This is a genomic window from Streptomyces sp. NPDC051051 (assembly GCF_040682975.1).
GTDB lineage: Bacteria > Actinomycetota > Actinomycetes > Streptomycetales > Streptomycetaceae > Streptomyces.
In genome coordinates this window covers 100,362-117,640 of sequence record NZ_JBFBCB010000009.1, presented here as the reverse complement: position 1 = coordinate 117,640, position 17,279 = coordinate 100,362, and the positions used below count along the sequence as shown (strand labels likewise).

The window sequence follows — 17,279 nt, the reverse complement described above, 5'->3', positions numbered from 1 at the left end:
CGACCGAGGCGACCATGACGCCCGGTGCTCGTTGTATGTGTCGAATGTGCGCCTTCTAGAGGGCCCCCGCACCACCCCGAGCTCGCGCCCCGAAGCGAGACGCCGTGGCACGTCCGTACGCCCGCGTACGTGACGAGGCACCTCCCCGCTGCCTGGACGGCGCGGGAAGACCCATCGCGCACATGTTCTCCCCCGGTTCCATCGCCACCGCGAGAACCGTGTCGCGTCCCTGACCGAATGCATCCGTGCCCGGGCACACCCACGCCCGCGCACTCGACAGTGACGGAAACCCACGTGATCACCACCACGGGCCTGACGAAAATCTACGGGGCCGACCGCTCGCGCGGTCGTGAGGTCATCGCCCTCGACGGCGTCGATCTGCACGTCCGCGAAGGTGAGGTGTACGGCGTCATCGGCCAGTCCGGCGCCGGCAAGTCCTCGCTGATCCGCTGCGTCAACCTCCTGGAGCGCCCCACCTCCGGCACGGTCACCGTCGCCGGCCAGGACCTCACCGCCCTCGCCGGCCGCGGCCCGCGCGCCGGCCGGGAACTGCGCGAGGCGCGCAGCCGTATCGGCATGGTCTTCCAGCACTTCAACCTGCTGTCGTCGCGGACCGTGCGGGACAACGTCGAGCTGCCGCTGGAAATCCTCGGAAAGTCGGGGAGGGAACGTTCCCGCAAGGCGCTCGAACTGCTCGACCTCGTCGGTCTCGCCGACAAGGCGGGCGCCTACCCCGCCCAGCTCTCCGGCGGCCAGAAGCAGCGCGTCGGCATCGCCCGCGCCCTCGCCGGCGACCCCAAGGTGCTGCTCTCCGACGAGGCCACCAGCGCCCTCGACCCGGAGACCACCCGGTCGATCCTCCAGCTGCTGCGCGACCTGAACCGACAACTGGGCCTGACGGTCCTGCTCATCACCCACGAGATGGGCGTGGTGAAGTCGATCTGCGACTCCGCGGCGCTCATGGAGCGCGGCCGCGTCGTCGAGTCCGGCACCGTCAGCGAGCTGCTCGCCACGCCGGGCTCCCGACTGGCCGCCGCGCTCTTCCCGGTGGGCGGGGAGGCGACCGGCGGCGACCGGACCGTCCTCGACGTCACCTTCCAGGGCGAGGCCGCGACCCAGCCGGTCATCTCCCAGCTGTCGCGCACCTACAACATCGACATCTCGATCCTGGGCGCGGCCATCGACACCGTCGGCGGCCTCCAGGTCGGCCGGATGCGCATCGAACTGCCCGGCCGCTACGAGGACAACGTGGTGCCGATCGGCTTCCTGCGCGAACAGGGTCTTCAGATCGACGTACCGGGCGCCGCCGACGAGCGGCCCCGGCTGGTGAAGGACGGTGCCAAGTGACCTGGTCCGAAATGCAGCCCCTGCTGGAGCAGGCGTGTTGGGACACCCTCTACATGGTGGGCTGGTCCACGCTCATCGCCGTCGTCGGCGGTCTTCCCCTCGGGATCCTCCTGGTCCTCACCGACCGGGGCGGCCTGCTGCAGAACGTCGTCGCCAACAAGGTGATCGGGCAGGTGGTGAACGTCGCCCGCTCGATGCCGTTCATCATCCTGATGGTCGCGCTGATGACCTTCACCCGCTGGCTGACCGGGACGACCATCGGCCGCGAGGCCGCCATCGTGCCGCTCGCGATCGGCGCGATCCCCTTCTTCGCGCGTCTGGTGGAGATGTCCGTCCGCGAGGTCGACAGCGGACTCGTGGAAGCCGTGCAGTCCATGGGCGGCAGCACCTGGAAGATCGTCCGCAGCGTGCTCGTCCCCGAGGCGCTGCCGTCCCTGATCTCCGGCACCACCACGACCGTCGTCGCCCTGATCGGCTACTCCGCCATGGCGGGCACCGTCGGTGCGGGCGGCCTGGGCGACATCGCGATCCGCTACGGCTACCAGCGCTTCGAGACCGGCCTGATGTGGATCACCGTCGCCATCCTGGCCGTCGTCATCTCCCTGCTCCAGTTCGGCGGGGACTTCGCGGCCCGCTCCCTGCACCGGCGCACCGGCAAGGGCGCCCCCCTGCTCCTCTTCAGGCCGCTGCGCGGCGTCCTCCCCGGCACGGTCGCCACCGACACCGTCAGGAAGAGCTGACCGCACCCCCTGCGCCACCCCCTCCGTTCTCCCCCGCACACCCACCGCGGGGACGCACCATCTCAGGAAAGGCACTTTTCGTGCGTAACACCGCCAAGATCACCACCGCTGTCCTCGCCGTCGGAGCCCTCACCCTCGGGCTCGGCGCGTGCGGCTCGGACAAGGGCTCCGGCTCCGCCGACACGAGCGGCCCGCTGATCGTCGCCGCGAGCCCCGTCCCGCACGCCGAGATCCTCACCTTCGTCAAGGACGAGCTGGCCAAGGACGCGGGCCTCGACCTGGAGGTCAAGGAGTTCACCGACTACGTCACGCCGAACACGGCGACGGAGGACGGCTCGGTGGGCGCCAACTACTTCCAGAACCAGCCCTACCTCGACGACTTCAACAAGAAGAACGGCACCCACATCGTGCCCGTCGTCACGGTCCACCTGGAGCCGCTCGGCCTCTACTCCAGCAAGTTCAAGAGCGCCGACGACCTCAAGAGCGGGGCGACCGTCGCCGTTCCGAACGACACCGTCAACGAGGCGCGCGCCCTGAAGCTGCTCGCCGCGAACGGCCTCATCACGCTCAAGGACGGCGCGGGCAACTCGGCGACCCCCGCCGACATCAGCAAGAACCCGAAGAACCTCAAGTTCAAGGAGCTCGAGGCGGCCCAGACCCCGCGTTCCCTGGACGACGTGGACGCCGCCGTCATCAACGGCAACTACGCCATCGAGGCCGACCTGAAGCCCTCGAAGGACGCCCTCGTCCTGGAGTCCGCCACGGACAACCCCTACGGCAACTTCCTCGCCGTCAAGGAGGGCAACGAGGACGACCCGCGCGTGCAGAAGCTCGCGAAGCTCCTCACCTCTCCCGAGGTCAAGAAGTTCATCGAGGACAAGTACGCCGGTTCCGTCATCGCGTCCTTCTGACCCGGGTTCCGGCTCCTCCCGGCCGGTCAAGTCCTGACGGGGACGAACAAGTTCATCACGGGGTCCGCGCCGTCCGCCGGTGCGGACCCCGTGATGCGACCCGGTGCTTTCATGCTGCATGCTGAGCAGTTCAGCGGGCCTGACGGCCAACCAGGTCGGACCCTGACGGTTTCGAAGGTTACGGAGCGGCGCATGACGAGCACCTTCCCCAGCATCTCCATCAGCACGGAGCGGTTGGTGCTGCGTCCCCTCGACGAGGACGACGTGCCCGCACTGGCCGAGATGATGAACGACGAACAGGTCACGGCCTGGACCCCCGTCCCCCAGCCCTTCACCGCCGAGAACGCCCGCGCCTGGATCACCGAGTACGCCCCCGCCGAACGCACCTCCGGACGCGGACTCGACCTCGCCGTCACCGAGTTCCTCACCCAGCGGCTCGTCGGCGTCATCCAGCTCGGCAAGACCAACTGGCACGTACGGTCCACCGAACTGTCGTACATCATCGCCCCCTGGGCCCGCGGCGAGGGCTACGCCTCCGAGGCCGCGCTCGCCACCGCCCAGTGGCTGTTCACCGACCAGAAGCTCGAACGCATCGAACTGCGCACGGCCGCCGACAACACCGCCTCGCAGCAGGTCGCGCAGAAGATCGGCTGTATCAGCGAGGGCGTCCTGCGCGGCGCCTGCATAGCGCGCGTGCGCGCCGACGACGGCACCTGGAGCGAGGCGCGCACCGACTTCATCGTGTGGAGCCTCCTCCCGGAGGACATCGAGGGCGCGGGGGAGCACCTCACGGAGAGCGGCGGCTACCCGTCGTACGGCGACTGGAACTGATCTCGGAGCACCGCACCGCCGCCGCCCGGCCCGCGCGACCAGGTACTCTCACGGAGCCCCGCCAGCCGCGCAGACCCACGGGAGACAGACGACGATGGCCGACCGCGTCACGGTGATCGGCTGGGACGGCTCGCCGCCGACCGCCGCCGCCCGTTCGGCCCTGGGTGCCGCCACCCTGGTGGCCGGTGCCGCCCACCACCTGGCACTGCCCGAAGTTCCCCCCGCCGCCGAACGCATCCGCCTCGGCAGCGTCGCCCTCGCCGCCCGCCGCATCGCCGGCCACCGCGGCACGGCCGTCGTCCTCGCCGACGGCGACCCCGGCTTCTTCGGCGTCGTACGGACCCTGCGCGCACCCGAGTTCGGCCTGGAGGTCGAGGTCGTCCCGGCCGTCTCCTCCGTCGCCGCCGCGTTCGCCCGCGCCGGCATGCCCTGGGACGACGCCCAGGTGGTCGTCGCACACCGACGCACCCTGCGCCGGGCGGTGAACGTGTGCCGGGCCCACCCCAAGGTCGCGGTCCTCACCTCACCCGGTGCCGGCCCCGCCGAGCTGGGACTGCTCATGGAGGGCGTCCACCGCACCTTCGTCGTCTGCGAGGAACTCGGCACCGACCGCGAACAGGTCAGCGTCGTCACCTCCGAGAAGGCCGTCGACCACACCTGGCGCGACCCCAACGTCGTCATCGTCATCGGCGGCACCACCGGCACGCCGCCGGCGGGCGACGGCGGCTGGATCGCCGGCCGCGACCCGGGCACCGGCCCCCGCGGCTGGACCCTGCCCGCCGGGGAGTACGGCGGCGGACTGGGCGAGGGGGAGGCGCAACTGCTGCGGGCGGCCCAACTCGCCCGGCTCGGACCGCGGGTGGGCGACCTCGTCTGGGACATCGGCTGCGGCAGCGGCGCCTTCGCCACCGAGGCCGCGCGGGCCGGGGCGGCCGTCATCGCCGTCGACCGCGCCCTGGAGGCGTGCGCCCGCACCGACGCCGCCGCGCGCCGCTTCGGCGTCCAGCTCCAGATCGTCCGCGGCACCGCCCCGCACGTCCTGGAGGACCTGCCCGAACCGGACGTCGTCCGCGTCGGCGGCGGGGGAGCCGCCGTCGTCTCGGCGGTCGCCGACCGCCGCCCGCAGCGCATCGTCACCCACGCCATGACCCGCGACGCCGCCGAACTCGTCGGCCGCGACCTGACCGAGCACGGCTACCGCGTGGAGTGCGCGCTCGTCCAGTCCGTCGAACTCGACACGCGGGCCTGGACGGAGACGGAGCGGAGCGTCGCGTTCCTGCTCAGCGGGGTTCTGCCGGACCGTTCGGACCGACCCGGTCCGCCCTCCCCGTGATCCCGTCGTCCTGCCGCGCGCGGTAGGCTGGCCGATCGTCGTACCGCATTCGGGCACCCGGCTTTTCCTCGGTCGATGTCCGGAAAACGCGTCTGTTTCGGGGTGGGTGTGGTACGGCAGAACCTGAGGGCGCGCAACGTGGCGCAGTCCACAGCGGAGCGTCGCGGATCAAGCTGTCGCGACGCGGCAACGGCCGCGACAATGCCACTGAATGGCTTTGTCGTCTTTTCCGGGCGGGTCGTTCGTGCCGCTGGGCGCGGACGCTCGTTCTTCACTACGGGGCGGTCGGTGCGCCGTTCCGGGTGAGCTGGTCGTAGGAGCACTAACCGATGGGCGAGGGGTACGCATGACCGACACCGGCCAGGTTCCGGGCGAGGGACTGCCGGAGAACGCAGGCATGGTGGATCAGCAGGGCGTCCCCGCGCCCGGCGCGTACACCTACCTCTCCGAGACCACCGCCCAGGACGAAGACCTGTTGCTGCTGCCCGGCGCCCAGAGCGCCTGGGGCAACGAGGTGGCGCCGCCCGCGCCGGAGCCCGTGGTCGAGGCGGTGCACGAACCCGGCCCGCACGAGACGGCGGGTCGTGACACCGGCTCCGTCGACCTCGGTGCCGTCCGCCTCCCGAACCCGTCGGCGCCGCCCGCGGCGCCGCGACGCCCCCTGCATCTCGGCCCGCCCATCCCCGACACCTCCGCGAGCCCGGTCCGCTCCCTCGCCGACCGCGGCCCCGCGGGCGCACCGGTACGCCACCCGGGCACGCCCGCCTCCGGGCCGGAGTACCTCGACGCCCAGCACCTGCGCGACATGCCTCCGCAGGGCGCGGCGCCGTGGGGCGCGCAGCCCGCCGTCCAGCCGCAGGTCGCCCCGGGGGCGACCCCTGCGGAAACGGTTGCCCCGGCGGCCCGGCAGCGGCCCGAGCAGCAGGGCGCGGCCCAGGCGGTCATGGCCCGCCTGGCCTCGGAGACGGGCGCCCCGCAGTCCGAGGACGCCACGCGGACGCCCCGGACACCGGAGGCGACCGTGCCCGCGGCGGCCGAGGCGACCGTGCCCGCGGCCCCGGTGCCGCAGCCGGCGGACCCGGCCCGGACCGCCGACGCCGTGCCCGGACCGGGCCCGGAGCCGGTGGCACAGGTACCCGAGCCCGCGCCGGACACCTCGGCGCCCGGAGTTCCTCAGGGGCCCGACGCTTCCCGGGCCCCCGACGCGGACGCGGTCCCCGCCGACGGGGCGGCGCCGCCCGCCGAGGCGGCCGAGGCGCCCGCCGAGGTGCCGGCCCCCGAGACCGTCCAGGCGCCCGAGGCTCCGGCGCCCGCCGCGACCCCCGAGGCACCCGCCACCGAGGTCGCGCCCACTCCGCAGGCCCCGGAGGCCGTTGAAGCCGTCGTTCCGCAGGCGCCGGAGGCTGCCGTGCCCGTCGCCCCTCAGGCTCCCGAGCCTCCCCAGGTGCCCGAGGCCGTCGTCGCGCCGGATCCCGCGCAGGAGCCCCCGGCAGGCCTGCCCCCGACCCCGGACGCCTCCCAGGCGGCCGGAGCCGTGCCCGCCCCGGGCCGGGCGCCCGAGCACGCGGTCGCCGCTCCGGAGGCAGCCGCGCCCGCGTCGGAAGCGACCACGTCGGAAGCGGTCACGCCGCTGCCCGAGCCGGTGACCGTCGCGCCCGCGCCGGAAGCCCCCGCCCCGGCACCGGACGTCGTCGTGCCCGGCCCGGTGCCCCCGGCCGCCGAGACCTCCGCCCCCGAGGCCGCCCTCGCCGAGTCGGCTCCTGTGCACCAGCCGGACCAGCAGCCGGGCCATCGGGCGGCCCAGCAGCTCGATCACCAGCCGGAGCCCGGGCAGACGGTCCCGGAGCACGCCGGGACGGAACCGCCCGCCGAGCCCGCCCCGAGCGCCCAGCCCACCGAGTCCGCCCTGGACGCCTTCCTCGCTCAGCCCGCGCAGGACGTCCACCCCGGCCCGGTCCCGCAGCAGCAGGAGCACCCGCAGGACCCCGTCCACCTCACGGAGGACCCCGCGTCCCAGAGCCCGGACGCCTCCGGTCCCGTCGTGGCGACGGCCCAGGACGCACCGCAGGCGGCCCCGACGCCTGCCGCCCCCGCCGCAGCAGCCCTCCAGCCCATGGAGCCCGTCCCTTCCCCGGAGCCCCAGCCGCACCAGCCGCTGGGCCAGTTCGTGCCGGTGGAGGGCACGGTGCCGACCACCCCGCACCTCGCTCCCACCCCGCCGCACGCCCTCGTGCTCCCCGCCGACGAGCCGGTGACCCCCGAGGTCACGCCCGAGGCAGCGGCGCCCGAGGCAGCCGTGGCCGAGGCGCCCGCCCCCGAGGCGGCAGTGGCCGAGGAGGTGTCCCTTCCCGAGGCGACCCCGGCCGCGCCGCCCGCCGTCGCCCCGTCGGCGGACATCCCCGCCCCCCGCGAAGCGGACCCCGCCGCCCCGGACCCCGTCGTCGTGGAGGCCGACCCCGTGCAGGAGCCCCATCCGCAGGCCGCACAGAACCCGGAGGACCCGGAGGACCCGGACACCAGGGCCGCCGACCAGGAAGAGAGCACGGCCGCAGTGGAAGACGTACGGAAGTCCACCGGCCCCGCCGCCCCCGCGTACGACGACGCCGAGCGCGAGGCCGTCCTGAAGGTCATGCGCGAGCGCCGGGACATCCGCAACGGCTTCCGCAGCGACCCCATCCCGCACGAGGTGCTGCTGCGCGTCCTGGAGGCCGCCCACACCGCGCCCTCCGTCGGCCACTCGCAGCCCTGGGACTTCGTCGTGATCCGCTCCGCCGAGACCCGGCGCGCGATGCACGAGCTGGCGATGCGGCAGCGGGACGCCTACGCGAAGTCCCTGCCCAAGGGCCGGGCCAAGCAGTTCAAGGAACTGAAGATCGAGGCCATCCTCGACACGCCGGTGAACATCGTCGTCACCGCCGACCCGACCCGTGGCGGCCGCCACACCCTCGGCCGCCACACCCAGCCGCAGATGGCGCCGTACTCCTCCGCGCTCGCCGTGGAGAACCTGTGGCTGGCGGCCCGCGCCGAGGGCCTCGGCGTCGGCTGGGTCAGCTTCTTCGACGAGCGCGAGATGGTCCGCGCCCTCGGCCTGCCCGAGCACCTCGACGTCGTCGCCTACCTCTGCGTCGGGTACGTCGACGAGTTCCCGGACGAGCCCGAGCTGATGCAGGCGGGCTGGGCCAAGCGCCGTCCCCTGTCGTGGGTCGTCCACGAGGAGACGTACGGCCGCCGCGCGCTGCCCGGCGAGGACCCGCACGACCTGCTCGCCGAGACCGTCGCGGGGATCCGCCCGCTGGACGCCAAGGCGCTCGGCGAGGCCTGGGAACGGCAGAAGCGCATGACGAAGCCGGCCGGCGCGCTCGGCATGCTGGAGATCATCTCCGCGCAGCTGTCCGGGCTGTCCCGCCAGTGCCCGCCGCCGATCCCGGAGCCCGCGGCCGTCGCGATCTTCGCCGGCGACCACGGGGTGCACGCCCAGGGCGTCACCCCCTGGCCGCAGGAGGTCACCGCGCAGATGGTGGCCAACTTCCTCGGCGGCGGTGCGGTCTGCAACGCCTTCGCGAACCAGGTGGGCGCCGAGGTCTGCATCGTGGACGTCGGCGTCGTGGCCGACCTCCCGGCCACCCCCGGCCTGCTGCCCCGCAAGGTCCGCGCGGGCACGTCCGACATGACGACCGGCCCTGCGATGTCCCGCGAGGAGGCCAAGCAGGCCATCGAGGTCGGCATCGAGACGGCCCGCGACCTGGTGGCGGCCGGCAACAAGGCTCTCCTCACGGGCGAGATGGGCATCGCCAACACGACGGCCTCCGCGGCCCTCATCTCGGTCTTCACCGGCGCCGACCCGGCCGAGGTCACCGGCCGCGGCACCGGCATCAACGACGAGACCCTCGCCCGCAAGACCGAGGTCGTCCGCCGCGCCCTGGAACTCCACCAGCCCGACCCGGCCGACCCCATCGGGGTCCTCGCGGCCGTCGGCGGCTTCGAGCACGCGGCGATGGTGGGCCTCCTGCTGGGCGGCGCGTCCCTGCGCACGCCCGTGATCCTGGACGGGGTGAGCGCCGGCGCCGCCGCACTGGTCGCCCGCGCGATCGCCCCCGAGGTCCTCGCGGCCTGCATCGCGGGCCACCGCAGCGCCGAGCCCGGCCACGTCGCCGCCCTCAACAAGCTGGGTCTGCGCCCCCTGGTCGACCTCGACCTCCGCCTGGGCGAGGGCACCGGCGCCCTGCTGGCCCTTCCGCTGGTCCAGAGCACGGCACGGGCGATGCACGAGGTGGCGACCTTCGACTCGGCGGGAGTGACCGAGAAGTAGGACGCCCCCGGGGTCGGCGGGCATGCGCTCCTGCATGCCCCCGACCCCGCCGTACGCTGAACCCACCTCTAAAATGCGCACGTCAGGGCCGCTCCAGAGCCGCAGCGCCCGCCTCCGCCCGTTCGAGGAGCCGCCCCTCATGGCCGAACACCCCGCCTACCCCGTAGGCCTCCGCCTCACCGGCCGCCGTGTGGTCGTCATCGGCGGCGGCCAGGTCGCCCAGCGACGCCTGCCGGCCCTGATCGCCGCGGGCGCGGACGTCCTCCTCGTGTCCCCCGAGGCGACCCCCTCCGTCGAGGCGATGGCGGACGCGGGTGAGATCACCTGGGAGCGCCGGGTCTACGCCCTCGGCGACCTCGCCGACGCCTGGTACGCCCTGATCGCCACCAGCGACCCCGACGCCAACGCCGCCGCCTCCGCCGAGGCGGAGCGCCACCGCGTGTGGTGCGTGCGCTCCGACGACGCCGACGCGGCCACCGCCTGGACCCCCGCGACGGGCCACAGCGAGGGCGTCACCGTCGCCGTGCTGACCACGGACGCCAAGGGCCGCGACCCCCGGCGCACCGCGGCCATCCGCGACGCGGTGGTCGAGGGCCTGCGCGACGGCACCCTGGTCGCGCCCCACCACCGCACCCGCACCCCCGGCGTCGCCCTCGTCGGCGGCGGCCCCGGCGACCCCGACCTGATCACGGTCCGCGGCCGCCGCCTCCTCGCCGAGGCGGACGTCGTCATCGCGGACCGCCTCGGCCCGCGCGACCTCCTCGCCGAACTCCCGCCGCACGTCGAGGTGATCGACGCCGCGAAGATCCCGTACGGGCGGTACATGGCCCAGGAGGCCATCAACAACGCGCTGATCGAGCACGCCAAGCAGGGCAAGTCGGTCGTCCGGCTCAAGGGCGGCGACCCGTACGTCTTCGGCCGCGGCATGGAGGAACTCCAGGCCCTCGCCGAGGCCGGCATCGCCTGCACGGTGGTTCCCGGCATCTCCAGTTCGATCTCCGTCCCCGGTGCGGCCGGTATTCCGGTCACCCACCGCGGGGTCGCCCATGAGTTCACCGTGGTCAGCGGCCATGTCGCCCCCGACGACGAGCGTTCCCTGGTCGACTGGCCCTCCCTCGCCAAGCTCACCGGCACGCTGGTGATCCTGATGGGGGTCGACAAGATAGGGAAGATCGCGGAGACGCTGATGGCGCACGGCAAGCCGGCCGACACCCCGGTCGCGCTCGTCCAGGAAGGCACGACGGCGGCCCAGCGCCGCGTCGACGCCACCCTGACGACGGTCGCCGAGACGGTCCGCACCCAGGAGGTCAGGCCGCCCGCGGTCATCGTCATCGGCGAGGTCGTCGGCGTCGGCCTGCCGGCCCCGGCGTGACCACCGGTATGTAACCCCCGGTAACAGACCCCTGCCAGGCCGTTGGCACCGCACTCAGGACAAGGCAGTATCACCGCTGTGGCCGATCTCATCACCATCGAGGATCCCGACGACCCGCGCCTGCGCGACTACACCGGCCTGACCGACGTGGAGCTGCGCCGCAGGCGCGAGCCCGCCGAGGGCCTGTTCATCGCCGAGGGCGAGAAAGTCATCAGACGGGCCAGGGAATCCGGCTACGAGATGCGCTCGATGCTGCTGTCCGCCAAGTGGGTCGACGTCATGCGCGACGTCATCGACGAGCTCCCGGCCCCGGTCTACGCAGTCAGCCCGGAGCTCGCCGAGCGGGTCACCGGCTACCACGTCCACCGGGGGGCCCTGGCCTCCATGCAGCGCAAGCCGCTTCCGGCCGCGGCGGAACTCCTGCGCACCGCCCGCCGCGTCGTGATCATGGAATCGGTCAACGACCACACCAACGTCGGCGCGATCTTCCGCTCCGCGGCGGCCCTCGGCATGGACGCCGTCCTGCTCTCCCCGGACTGCGCCGACCCCCTGTACCGCCGCAGCGTGAAGGTCTCGATGGGCGCGGTCTTCTCCGTGCCGTACGCCCGCCTGGACACCTGGCCCAAGGGCCTGGACTCGGTCCGCGAGGCAGGCCTCACGCTGCTCGCCCTCACCCCCGACGAGAAGGCCGACAGCCTGGACGAGGCGGCGCCCCACACCATGGACCGGGTCGCGCTCATGCTCGGAGCGGAGGGCGACGGCCTCTCCACCCAGGCCCTGGTCGCCGCCGACGCATGGGTCCGCATCCCCATGTCCCACGGCGTCGACTCCCTCAACGTGGGCGCCGCTGCCGCCGTCGCCTTCTACGCCGTAGCGACGGGCCGCCCGTCGGCATAGGCGCCGCCCGCCCCCGCGGACGACCGCCCGCCGGGCTCGCCACCGGCCTCCCGCACGTCCGCCTGCGCCTGGTGCCGGTGCCGTACGACGTCGTTCTCGTCGCCGAGTCCCCGGGCCGGGCCCTGACAACCCTGGACGACCGCGATGCCGAGCGCCACGAGCAGCGTCACCACGACGAAGACGAACAGCCGTTGCCGCAGCAGCCGCGGATTGGCGGGCCGCAGTCCGGTGCCCGTGGCGCGCGGTGTCCGCCGGCCGGTCCCGCTGCGCGGCGCGGGTCTGCTGCCGCTGCCGGAACGGGTGTTGCGGAAGGAGCCCGTGTTCCGGGAGGAGCCCGTGTTCCGCGAGGCCGGGGTCGGCCGGGCCCCCGAACGGGACGAGGGGTTGCCGCCGCCGCGCGAGGCGCTGCCGCCGCGTGAGGGCGTCCCGCCCCTGGGCGGCACGGACCCGCGCGAGGACGGCACTCCGCCGCGGGACGGCGGCGGACCGGGCTGCCGCAGCGTGCGCTCCGGGTAGCTGGTGTCGGCCAGCCGCCCGGTGGCCCGGTCGGCCTCACCCGCACGCGGCGCGGGCGGCCGCACCTCGGCCGGACCGTGGGCCTCACGGGCCGCGATCTCCTTCAGCCGCAGCGAAAGGTCGAGCGTGCTGGGCCGCTCCTGCGGATCTTTCGCCAGACAGGCCCGGATCAGCGGGGCCAGGGCGTCCGGGACGCCGTGCAGATGGGGCTCCTCGTGCACCACCCGGTACAGCATCACCTCGGAACTGCCGTGCCCGAAGGGGGAGTCGGCGGTCGAGGCGTAGGCGAGGGTGGCGCCGAGCGAGAAGACGTCGGTGGCCGGCGTGACGAGCGCACCGCGCACCTGCTCCGGCGCGAGGAACCCGGGCGAGCCGACCGCCGTACCGACGTGCGTGAGCGTGGAGGCACCCGTCGCCCAGGCGATGCCGAAGTCGATGATCCGCGGGCCCTTGGGGGAGAGCAGGATGTTCGAGGGCTTCAGGTCCCGGTGCACGACCCCGGCCTCGTGAACGGCGACGAGCCCCTCCGACAGGGCGGCCCCGATCGACGCCAGCTCGGCCGCCCCGAGGGGACCGTCGTCGGCGACCTTGTCGTGCAGCGAGGGGCCGGGCACGTACTGGGTGGCGAACCACGGCCGGTCGGCGTCCAGGTCCGCCGCGACCAGCCGGGCGGTGCACCCGCCCCGGATCCGCCGTGCCGCCGACACCTCACGCGCGAACCGCGACCGGAACTCCTGGTCCTCGGCCAGATCGGGCCGGATCACCTTCAGCGCGACCCGCTGCCCCTTCTTGTCGGAGCCCAGGTAGACGACGCCCATCCCGCCCGCGCCGAGCCGTCGGTGAAGCTTGAACGAGCCGACGACGCGCGGGTCCTCGCGCCTCAGGCGCATCATCGCCATGTTCATCCCCGCTGCCCGGTCCGTGTGACGTGGCACAGCTTACGTTTCCACGGCCGTCCGCGCGCAGAGGCCGCGCCCTCTCGGTCCCACCGATTGTCCGTGCCGGGCAGGGGACGTGAAGAGGGGTCAGCGACCCGGCGGACAGGCTCACTTCGCTTTTTCCGTGATCACAACCACCGGTCGCAGAAGGGGGATTGCCCCTGTGAGGGCCGACCGGGCGCAGAGCGCCGCCGACGCCGGCGGGACGACGCGAACCCCTGACGAGGCGGCCGGTCCAGCGGGCCGCCGGAGGGAGACCGGGGTGCACCCAGGGGTGGCGGAAGTGAGCGAAATCACCCGGTGGGGACAGTTGGGGAAAACCGGCCCGCACCGGGCACCCTCTCCGGGAAGACCCCGAGACCCGGGACCACGTCTCCACCCAGGGGAGTACTCCGCAGGTCATGGCTCATCCTCCGGGAGGCCCGGCAATCGGTACGAGGGCATGACGCCCGGCGCCCGCCGCCCGCCTAGATTTGAGGTCGAGCGGCGGGTGCAGCACTCGTCCCCCGAGGTCAGACACCCGCCGCTCGCCAAGGACAACGGAGAACGGTCAGGAGAGGGACCATGGCCCACACGGCACCGCGGACGCACCTCCGCACCGCGCGACCCCGCCGTACGGGCCGCCGCCACCCCCTGGTGGCGACGGTCATGGCCCTTCCCCTGGCGGTCCTGCTCCTCGTCGTCTTCGACGGCTGGGAGACAGTGGCCACACAAGCGTCGTCCGTGGGTGTGATGCTGGGGCGCTGAGCGGCGACCCCAGGCCCGGAAGAGCGGTCCGGGCGGGGACATCCATCCATGAAACCCCGTGGGGACGGGGGTGCGGCGGACGGCAAAAAATGCCGGCGCAGCTGGGGAGCTGCGCCGGCATTGCCCTTTTCGGCCGCCGGCCGCCGGGCGGACGCCGGTGCCGGCTGCGGTCCGGTCGTCCCGGTGGAGTTTCTGGCCGATGGGCGGGCCGGGGCGTACGGGACGTTCACCGAGGTGCCCACGCGCCCGGAGCCGGACGAAAACGGCGAGCGGTGAAGCCGGGAGGGGGTCAGCCGGCGGTCGAGGCCAGAGCCTGTGCGAACTGCTCGTCGGTGACGGGCTCCAGCCAGGTGGTGCCATCGCCGTCGCCGACGACCACGGCGATGTGGGCCATGAGGGTGGTGTCGGCGGCGCCGTGCCGGTGCTCCTCACCGGCGGGGCACTTCACGGTCTCGCCGGCGCTCACCCGCACCACGCGGCCGTCGCGGGTGCCGACCAGGCCGATGCCGTCGGTGATGTGGAGGGTCTGGCCGTTGGCATGGGAGTGCCAGTTGGTCCGGGTGCCGGGGGGTGAAGCGGACGCGGCCGATGGCCGGGCGGGCCGGCTCAGTGGGGGCTTCGATCAGGTTGAGGTGGACGTCGCCGGTGAAGCGTTCGGCGGGGACCTCGACGGTGGGGGTGCTGGTGATGTGTTCCACGGATCTCCTCCTCGGACGGGACGGGGTGGTGCGGGGTGGTCAGGAGGCGTCGGTGTGGGCGAGGCCGGAGCCCAGCTCGCGGGAGGCCTCCACCTGGTCGAGCAGCTGCTCGGCCTTGACCTCGACGGCGGCGAGGCAGTCGTCGCCCGCGACGAACCGCAGGGGCGGCTGCTCGAGGCCGGAGACCTCGAGCAGGGCGTCGGCGAGCTTGGCCGGGTCGCCCGGCTGCCGGCCGTTCATCTCCTCCCCCTGCTTCTTCGTGGCGGCGGTGCGCTCGGCGTAGTCGTCGATGGAGCCGTCCGCGTAGGTGGTGGAGGCGTCCACCAGCAGTTCGGTGCGGAAGAAGCCCGGCTCGACGATCGTGGTGCGGATGCCGAAGTGCTCCACGTCGTGGTGCAGAGTCTCCATGAGGCCCTCGACGCCGAACTCGGCGGCCGAGCAGGCGACGCAGAGGTCGACACCGACCGCGCCGGCGAGCGAGGAGACGGTGATGACGTGCCCGGAGCGCTGGGCCCGCATGACGGGCAGGACGGCGCGCGTGAAGTTCGTCGGGCCGGACAGGTTCGTCTCGATCCGGGCGCGGACCTGCGTCGAGGAGAGCTCTTCGCGGAAGCCCGCGTAGAAGTCGGCCGCGTTGTCGACCAGGACGTCGATGCGGCCGAAGCGGTCGACGGCGGCCTGCACGGCTGCCTCGGCGGCGTCCGGGGCGGTGATGTCCAGGGCGGTGGCCAGGAGGCCTGCCTGCTCGCCGCCGAGGGCCTCCGCGACGCGCTCCGGGCGGCGTCCGGTGGCCACGCCTGGTGGCCGGCTGCCAGGGCCTGGCGGGCGACGTCCGCGCCGGGCCCGCGCCCGGCGCCGGTGACGAAGAAGACCTTGTTCGTGAGGGATGCTCCGTAGGGGATGCGTCCGCTCAGGGCCGACAGCGGGTGTCCGGGGGCGCAACCCCCCAGGTCCGGGACGGGAAGGGGCGGCGAGGGCGAACCCCCCTCACCCCGCGGCGGCACCGCTCGCCCGGCAGCACCCACCCGCCCCACCGCCGTACCCTGCGGAGCAGACCCGCACCGCCCCAGGGAGCCCCGTGCCCACCCACCCCCTGCTCGCCGGACTCACCTCCCGCGCTCGAGCCCACGCGCACACCCGCACCCCCACCTGCCCCTGTGGTGCGGCCACCCTCGCCGACCGCCCTGACGCCACCGTCGTCCGCCACGCCGACACCGTCGCCAAGGCCCACGCCCCGGACACCGACCCCGCCGCCCTCGTCCCCCGCCTCACCACCGCCACCCGCCTCCCCGACGTCTTCCTGCCCCCGCTCACCCCGACGCCCACCGTCCTGGACACCCGGCTCGTCACCTTCTGGCCGTACGGCGCCCCCGTGGACCCGCAGGACCCGGACGCCGCCCCCTGGGAAGCCGCAGGCAGCCTCCTCGCCCGCCTCCACCGCACCCCCGCCCCGACCCCGCTGCCTCCGATGCGCGGCCCCGTCAAGGCCGCCCGCGCCGTGGCCCGTCTCCGCGAGGCGGGGGCCCGTCCCGAGGCCGGCCCCGTCCTGGACGCCTGGACCCGCCTGCCCGCCTGGGCCCGCGGCGAGGCCCCGATGCCCGATGACACCACCGTCTGCCACGGCGACCTCCACCTCGGGCAGTTGGTCCGCCACCCCGCCCCCGACGGCCCGTGGCGCCTCATCGACGTCGACGACCTGGGCGTCGGAGTCCCCGCCTGGGACCTGGCCCGCCCCGCCGCCTGGTACGCCTGCGGGCTGCTCCCGCCCGAGGAGTGGACCCGCTTCCTGACCGCCTACCGGCAGGCCGGCGGCTCCGCCGTCCCCGTCGACGGCGACCCCTGGCCCGCCCTCGACGTCCCGGCCCGCGCCCTCACCGTCCAGACCGCCGCCCGCGCCCTCACCAAGGCCCTCGCCGGGGGCAGGGAGCTGGACGAGGTCGAGTGGGCCCTCGTCGACGCCTGCGCGCGCATGGGTCCGGTACCGGACCCGTCGGCGCCGGACTCCGCGCAGTAGGGTGCAACTGACCGCAGCGGGACAGAGTCTGTCCTGGTGACAGGCGAAGCAGGACCGACCGGCGAGGAGTTGAGCCGAAACATGCAGTGTCCGAAGTGCCACGCACCGATGCACACGTACAACCGCAACGGCGTCCAGATCGAGCAGTGCAGCAACTGCCGGGGAATCTTCCTCGACTACGGCGAGCTGGAGGCGCTGACCCGCGTGGAGTCCCAGTGGACCCAGCAGGCCCCGCCGCCCCCGCCCGCCCCGCAGGGATACCCCGCCGCTCCGGCCGCTCCCGCCTGGGGCGCCCCGCACGGTGGCCACGGCGGTCACTACGGGCACAACAAGCGCCACAAGAGCTTCGGGCACATGCTCTTCTCCAGCTGAGCCGTGCACACGAAGGAGCCCCCGGCCGCGCTGGGCGGCCGGGGGCTCCGGTGCGTGGACGATACTGGGATTGAACCAGTGACCTCTTCCGTGTCAGGGAAGCGCTCTCCCGCTGAGCTAATCGTCCTCGGGAATGACCACGGCCAGGGGTCGTGGATGCTGCGTGCGCGATACTGGGATTGAACCAGTGACCTCTTCCGTGTCAGGGAAGCGCTCTCCCGCTGAGCTAATCGCGCGGGGGATCCGAAGATCCA

General features: G+C 73.8%; 13 protein-coding genes, 2 tRNA genes and 1 pseudogene. 11 read left to right on the top strand and 5 right to left on the bottom strand.

Features of this window, described 5'->3' with window-relative positions:
- Positions 1 to 294 precede the first annotated feature (294 nt).
- The 8 genes from AB0N31_RS09885 to AB0N31_RS09850 all read left to right on the top strand — a co-directional run bounded on the left by AB0N31_RS09885 (position 295) and on the right by AB0N31_RS09850 (position 11,740).
- Positions 295 to 1,347 (top strand): ATP-binding cassette domain-containing protein, encoded by a 1,053-nt coding sequence (locus tag AB0N31_RS09885; protein WP_366057888.1) that lies wholly within the window; start codon positions 295 to 297, stop codon positions 1,345 to 1,347.
- Complete coding sequence (locus AB0N31_RS09880) at positions 1,344 to 2,087, top strand: methionine ABC transporter permease (RefSeq protein ID WP_366057887.1); 744 nt, start codon at positions 1,344 to 1,346, stop codon at positions 2,085 to 2,087. Before AB0N31_RS09885 ends, AB0N31_RS09880 begins: the two co-directional genes overlap by 4 nt.
- Positions 2,088 to 2,167: 80 nt before the next feature.
- Positions 2,168 to 2,998: a MetQ/NlpA family ABC transporter substrate-binding protein gene (locus tag AB0N31_RS09875; RefSeq protein WP_366057886.1), complete on the top strand. Its 831-nt coding sequence runs from the start codon at positions 2,168 to 2,170 to the stop codon at positions 2,996 to 2,998.
- A gap of 192 nt (positions 2,999 to 3,190) precedes the next feature.
- Entirely contained in the window at positions 3,191 to 3,829 is a 639-nt protein-coding gene (locus AB0N31_RS09870; RefSeq protein WP_366057885.1) for a GNAT family N-acetyltransferase, read from the top strand.
- 94 nt (positions 3,830 to 3,923) lie between these two features.
- Positions 3,924 to 5,162, top strand: a complete 1,239-nt coding sequence (cbiE, locus tag AB0N31_RS09865) for a precorrin-6y C5,15-methyltransferase (decarboxylating) subunit CbiE (protein ID WP_366057884.1) — start codon at positions 3,924 to 3,926, stop codon at positions 5,160 to 5,162.
- 346 nt (positions 5,163 to 5,508) lie between these two features.
- Complete coding sequence (gene cobT / locus AB0N31_RS09860; protein WP_366057883.1) at positions 5,509 to 9,471, top strand: nicotinate-nucleotide--dimethylbenzimidazole phosphoribosyltransferase; 3,963 nt, start codon at positions 5,509 to 5,511, stop codon at positions 9,469 to 9,471.
- A 139-nt stretch (positions 9,472 to 9,610) separates the two neighbouring features.
- Positions 9,611 to 10,843 (top strand): uroporphyrinogen-III C-methyltransferase, encoded by a 1,233-nt coding sequence (gene cobA / locus AB0N31_RS09855; RefSeq protein WP_366057882.1) that lies wholly within the window; start codon positions 9,611 to 9,613, stop codon positions 10,841 to 10,843.
- Positions 10,844 to 10,921: 78 nt separating this feature from the next.
- A complete protein-coding gene (locus tag AB0N31_RS09850) occupies positions 10,922 to 11,740 on the top strand; it encodes an RNA methyltransferase (RefSeq protein ID WP_366057881.1) in 819 nt (272 codons plus the stop codon).
- On the opposite strand, the gene AB0N31_RS09845 is transcribed toward AB0N31_RS09850, so the two are convergent.
- Positions 11,707 to 13,161 carry a serine/threonine-protein kinase gene (locus tag AB0N31_RS09845; RefSeq protein ID WP_366057934.1) on the bottom strand — a complete coding sequence of 485 codons (1,455 nt, stop codon included), beginning with the start codon at positions 13,159 to 13,161 and terminating at the stop codon, positions 11,707 to 11,709. The genes AB0N31_RS09850 and AB0N31_RS09845 overlap by 34 nt on opposite strands.
- A 597-nt stretch (positions 13,162 to 13,758) precedes the next feature.
- Here AB0N31_RS09845 and AB0N31_RS09840 point away from each other — a divergent pair.
- Positions 13,759 to 13,941: a hypothetical protein gene (locus AB0N31_RS09840; RefSeq protein WP_363089137.1), complete on the top strand. Its 183-nt coding sequence runs from the start codon at positions 13,759 to 13,761 to the stop codon at positions 13,939 to 13,941.
- A gap of 289 nt (positions 13,942 to 14,230) precedes the next feature.
- Here the strand turns inward: AB0N31_RS09840 and AB0N31_RS09835 are convergent.
- Positions 14,231 to 14,639: pseudogene (locus AB0N31_RS09835) on the bottom strand (cupin domain-containing protein).
- Positions 14,640 to 14,678: 39 nt separating this feature from the next.
- Positions 14,679 to 15,434, bottom strand: a complete 756-nt coding sequence (locus tag AB0N31_RS09830; RefSeq protein WP_366057880.1) for an SDR family NAD(P)-dependent oxidoreductase — start codon at positions 15,432 to 15,434, stop codon at positions 14,679 to 14,681.
- A gap of 283 nt (positions 15,435 to 15,717) precedes the next feature.
- Between AB0N31_RS09830 and AB0N31_RS09825 the strand changes: the two genes are divergently transcribed.
- Positions 15,718 to 16,653 carry an aminoglycoside phosphotransferase family protein gene (locus tag AB0N31_RS09825; RefSeq protein ID WP_366057879.1) on the top strand — a complete coding sequence of 312 codons (936 nt, stop codon included), beginning with the start codon at positions 15,718 to 15,720 and terminating at the stop codon, positions 16,651 to 16,653.
- An 81-nt stretch (positions 16,654 to 16,734) separates the two neighbouring features.
- Positions 16,735 to 17,025 carry a zf-TFIIB domain-containing protein gene (locus AB0N31_RS09820; protein ID WP_366057878.1) on the top strand — a complete coding sequence of 97 codons (291 nt, stop codon included), beginning with the start codon at positions 16,735 to 16,737 and terminating at the stop codon, positions 17,023 to 17,025.
- Positions 17,026 to 17,080: 55 nt separating this feature from the next.
- On the opposite strand, the gene AB0N31_RS09815 is transcribed toward AB0N31_RS09820, so the two are convergent.
- Together AB0N31_RS09815 and AB0N31_RS09810 are read right to left on the bottom strand one after the other, a co-directional pair.
- Positions 17,081 to 17,152, bottom strand: a tRNA-Val gene (locus AB0N31_RS09815).
- A 37-nt stretch (positions 17,153 to 17,189) separates the two neighbouring features.
- Positions 17,190 to 17,261 (bottom strand) — tRNA-Val (locus AB0N31_RS09810).
- Positions 17,262 to 17,279 lie beyond the last annotated feature (18 nt).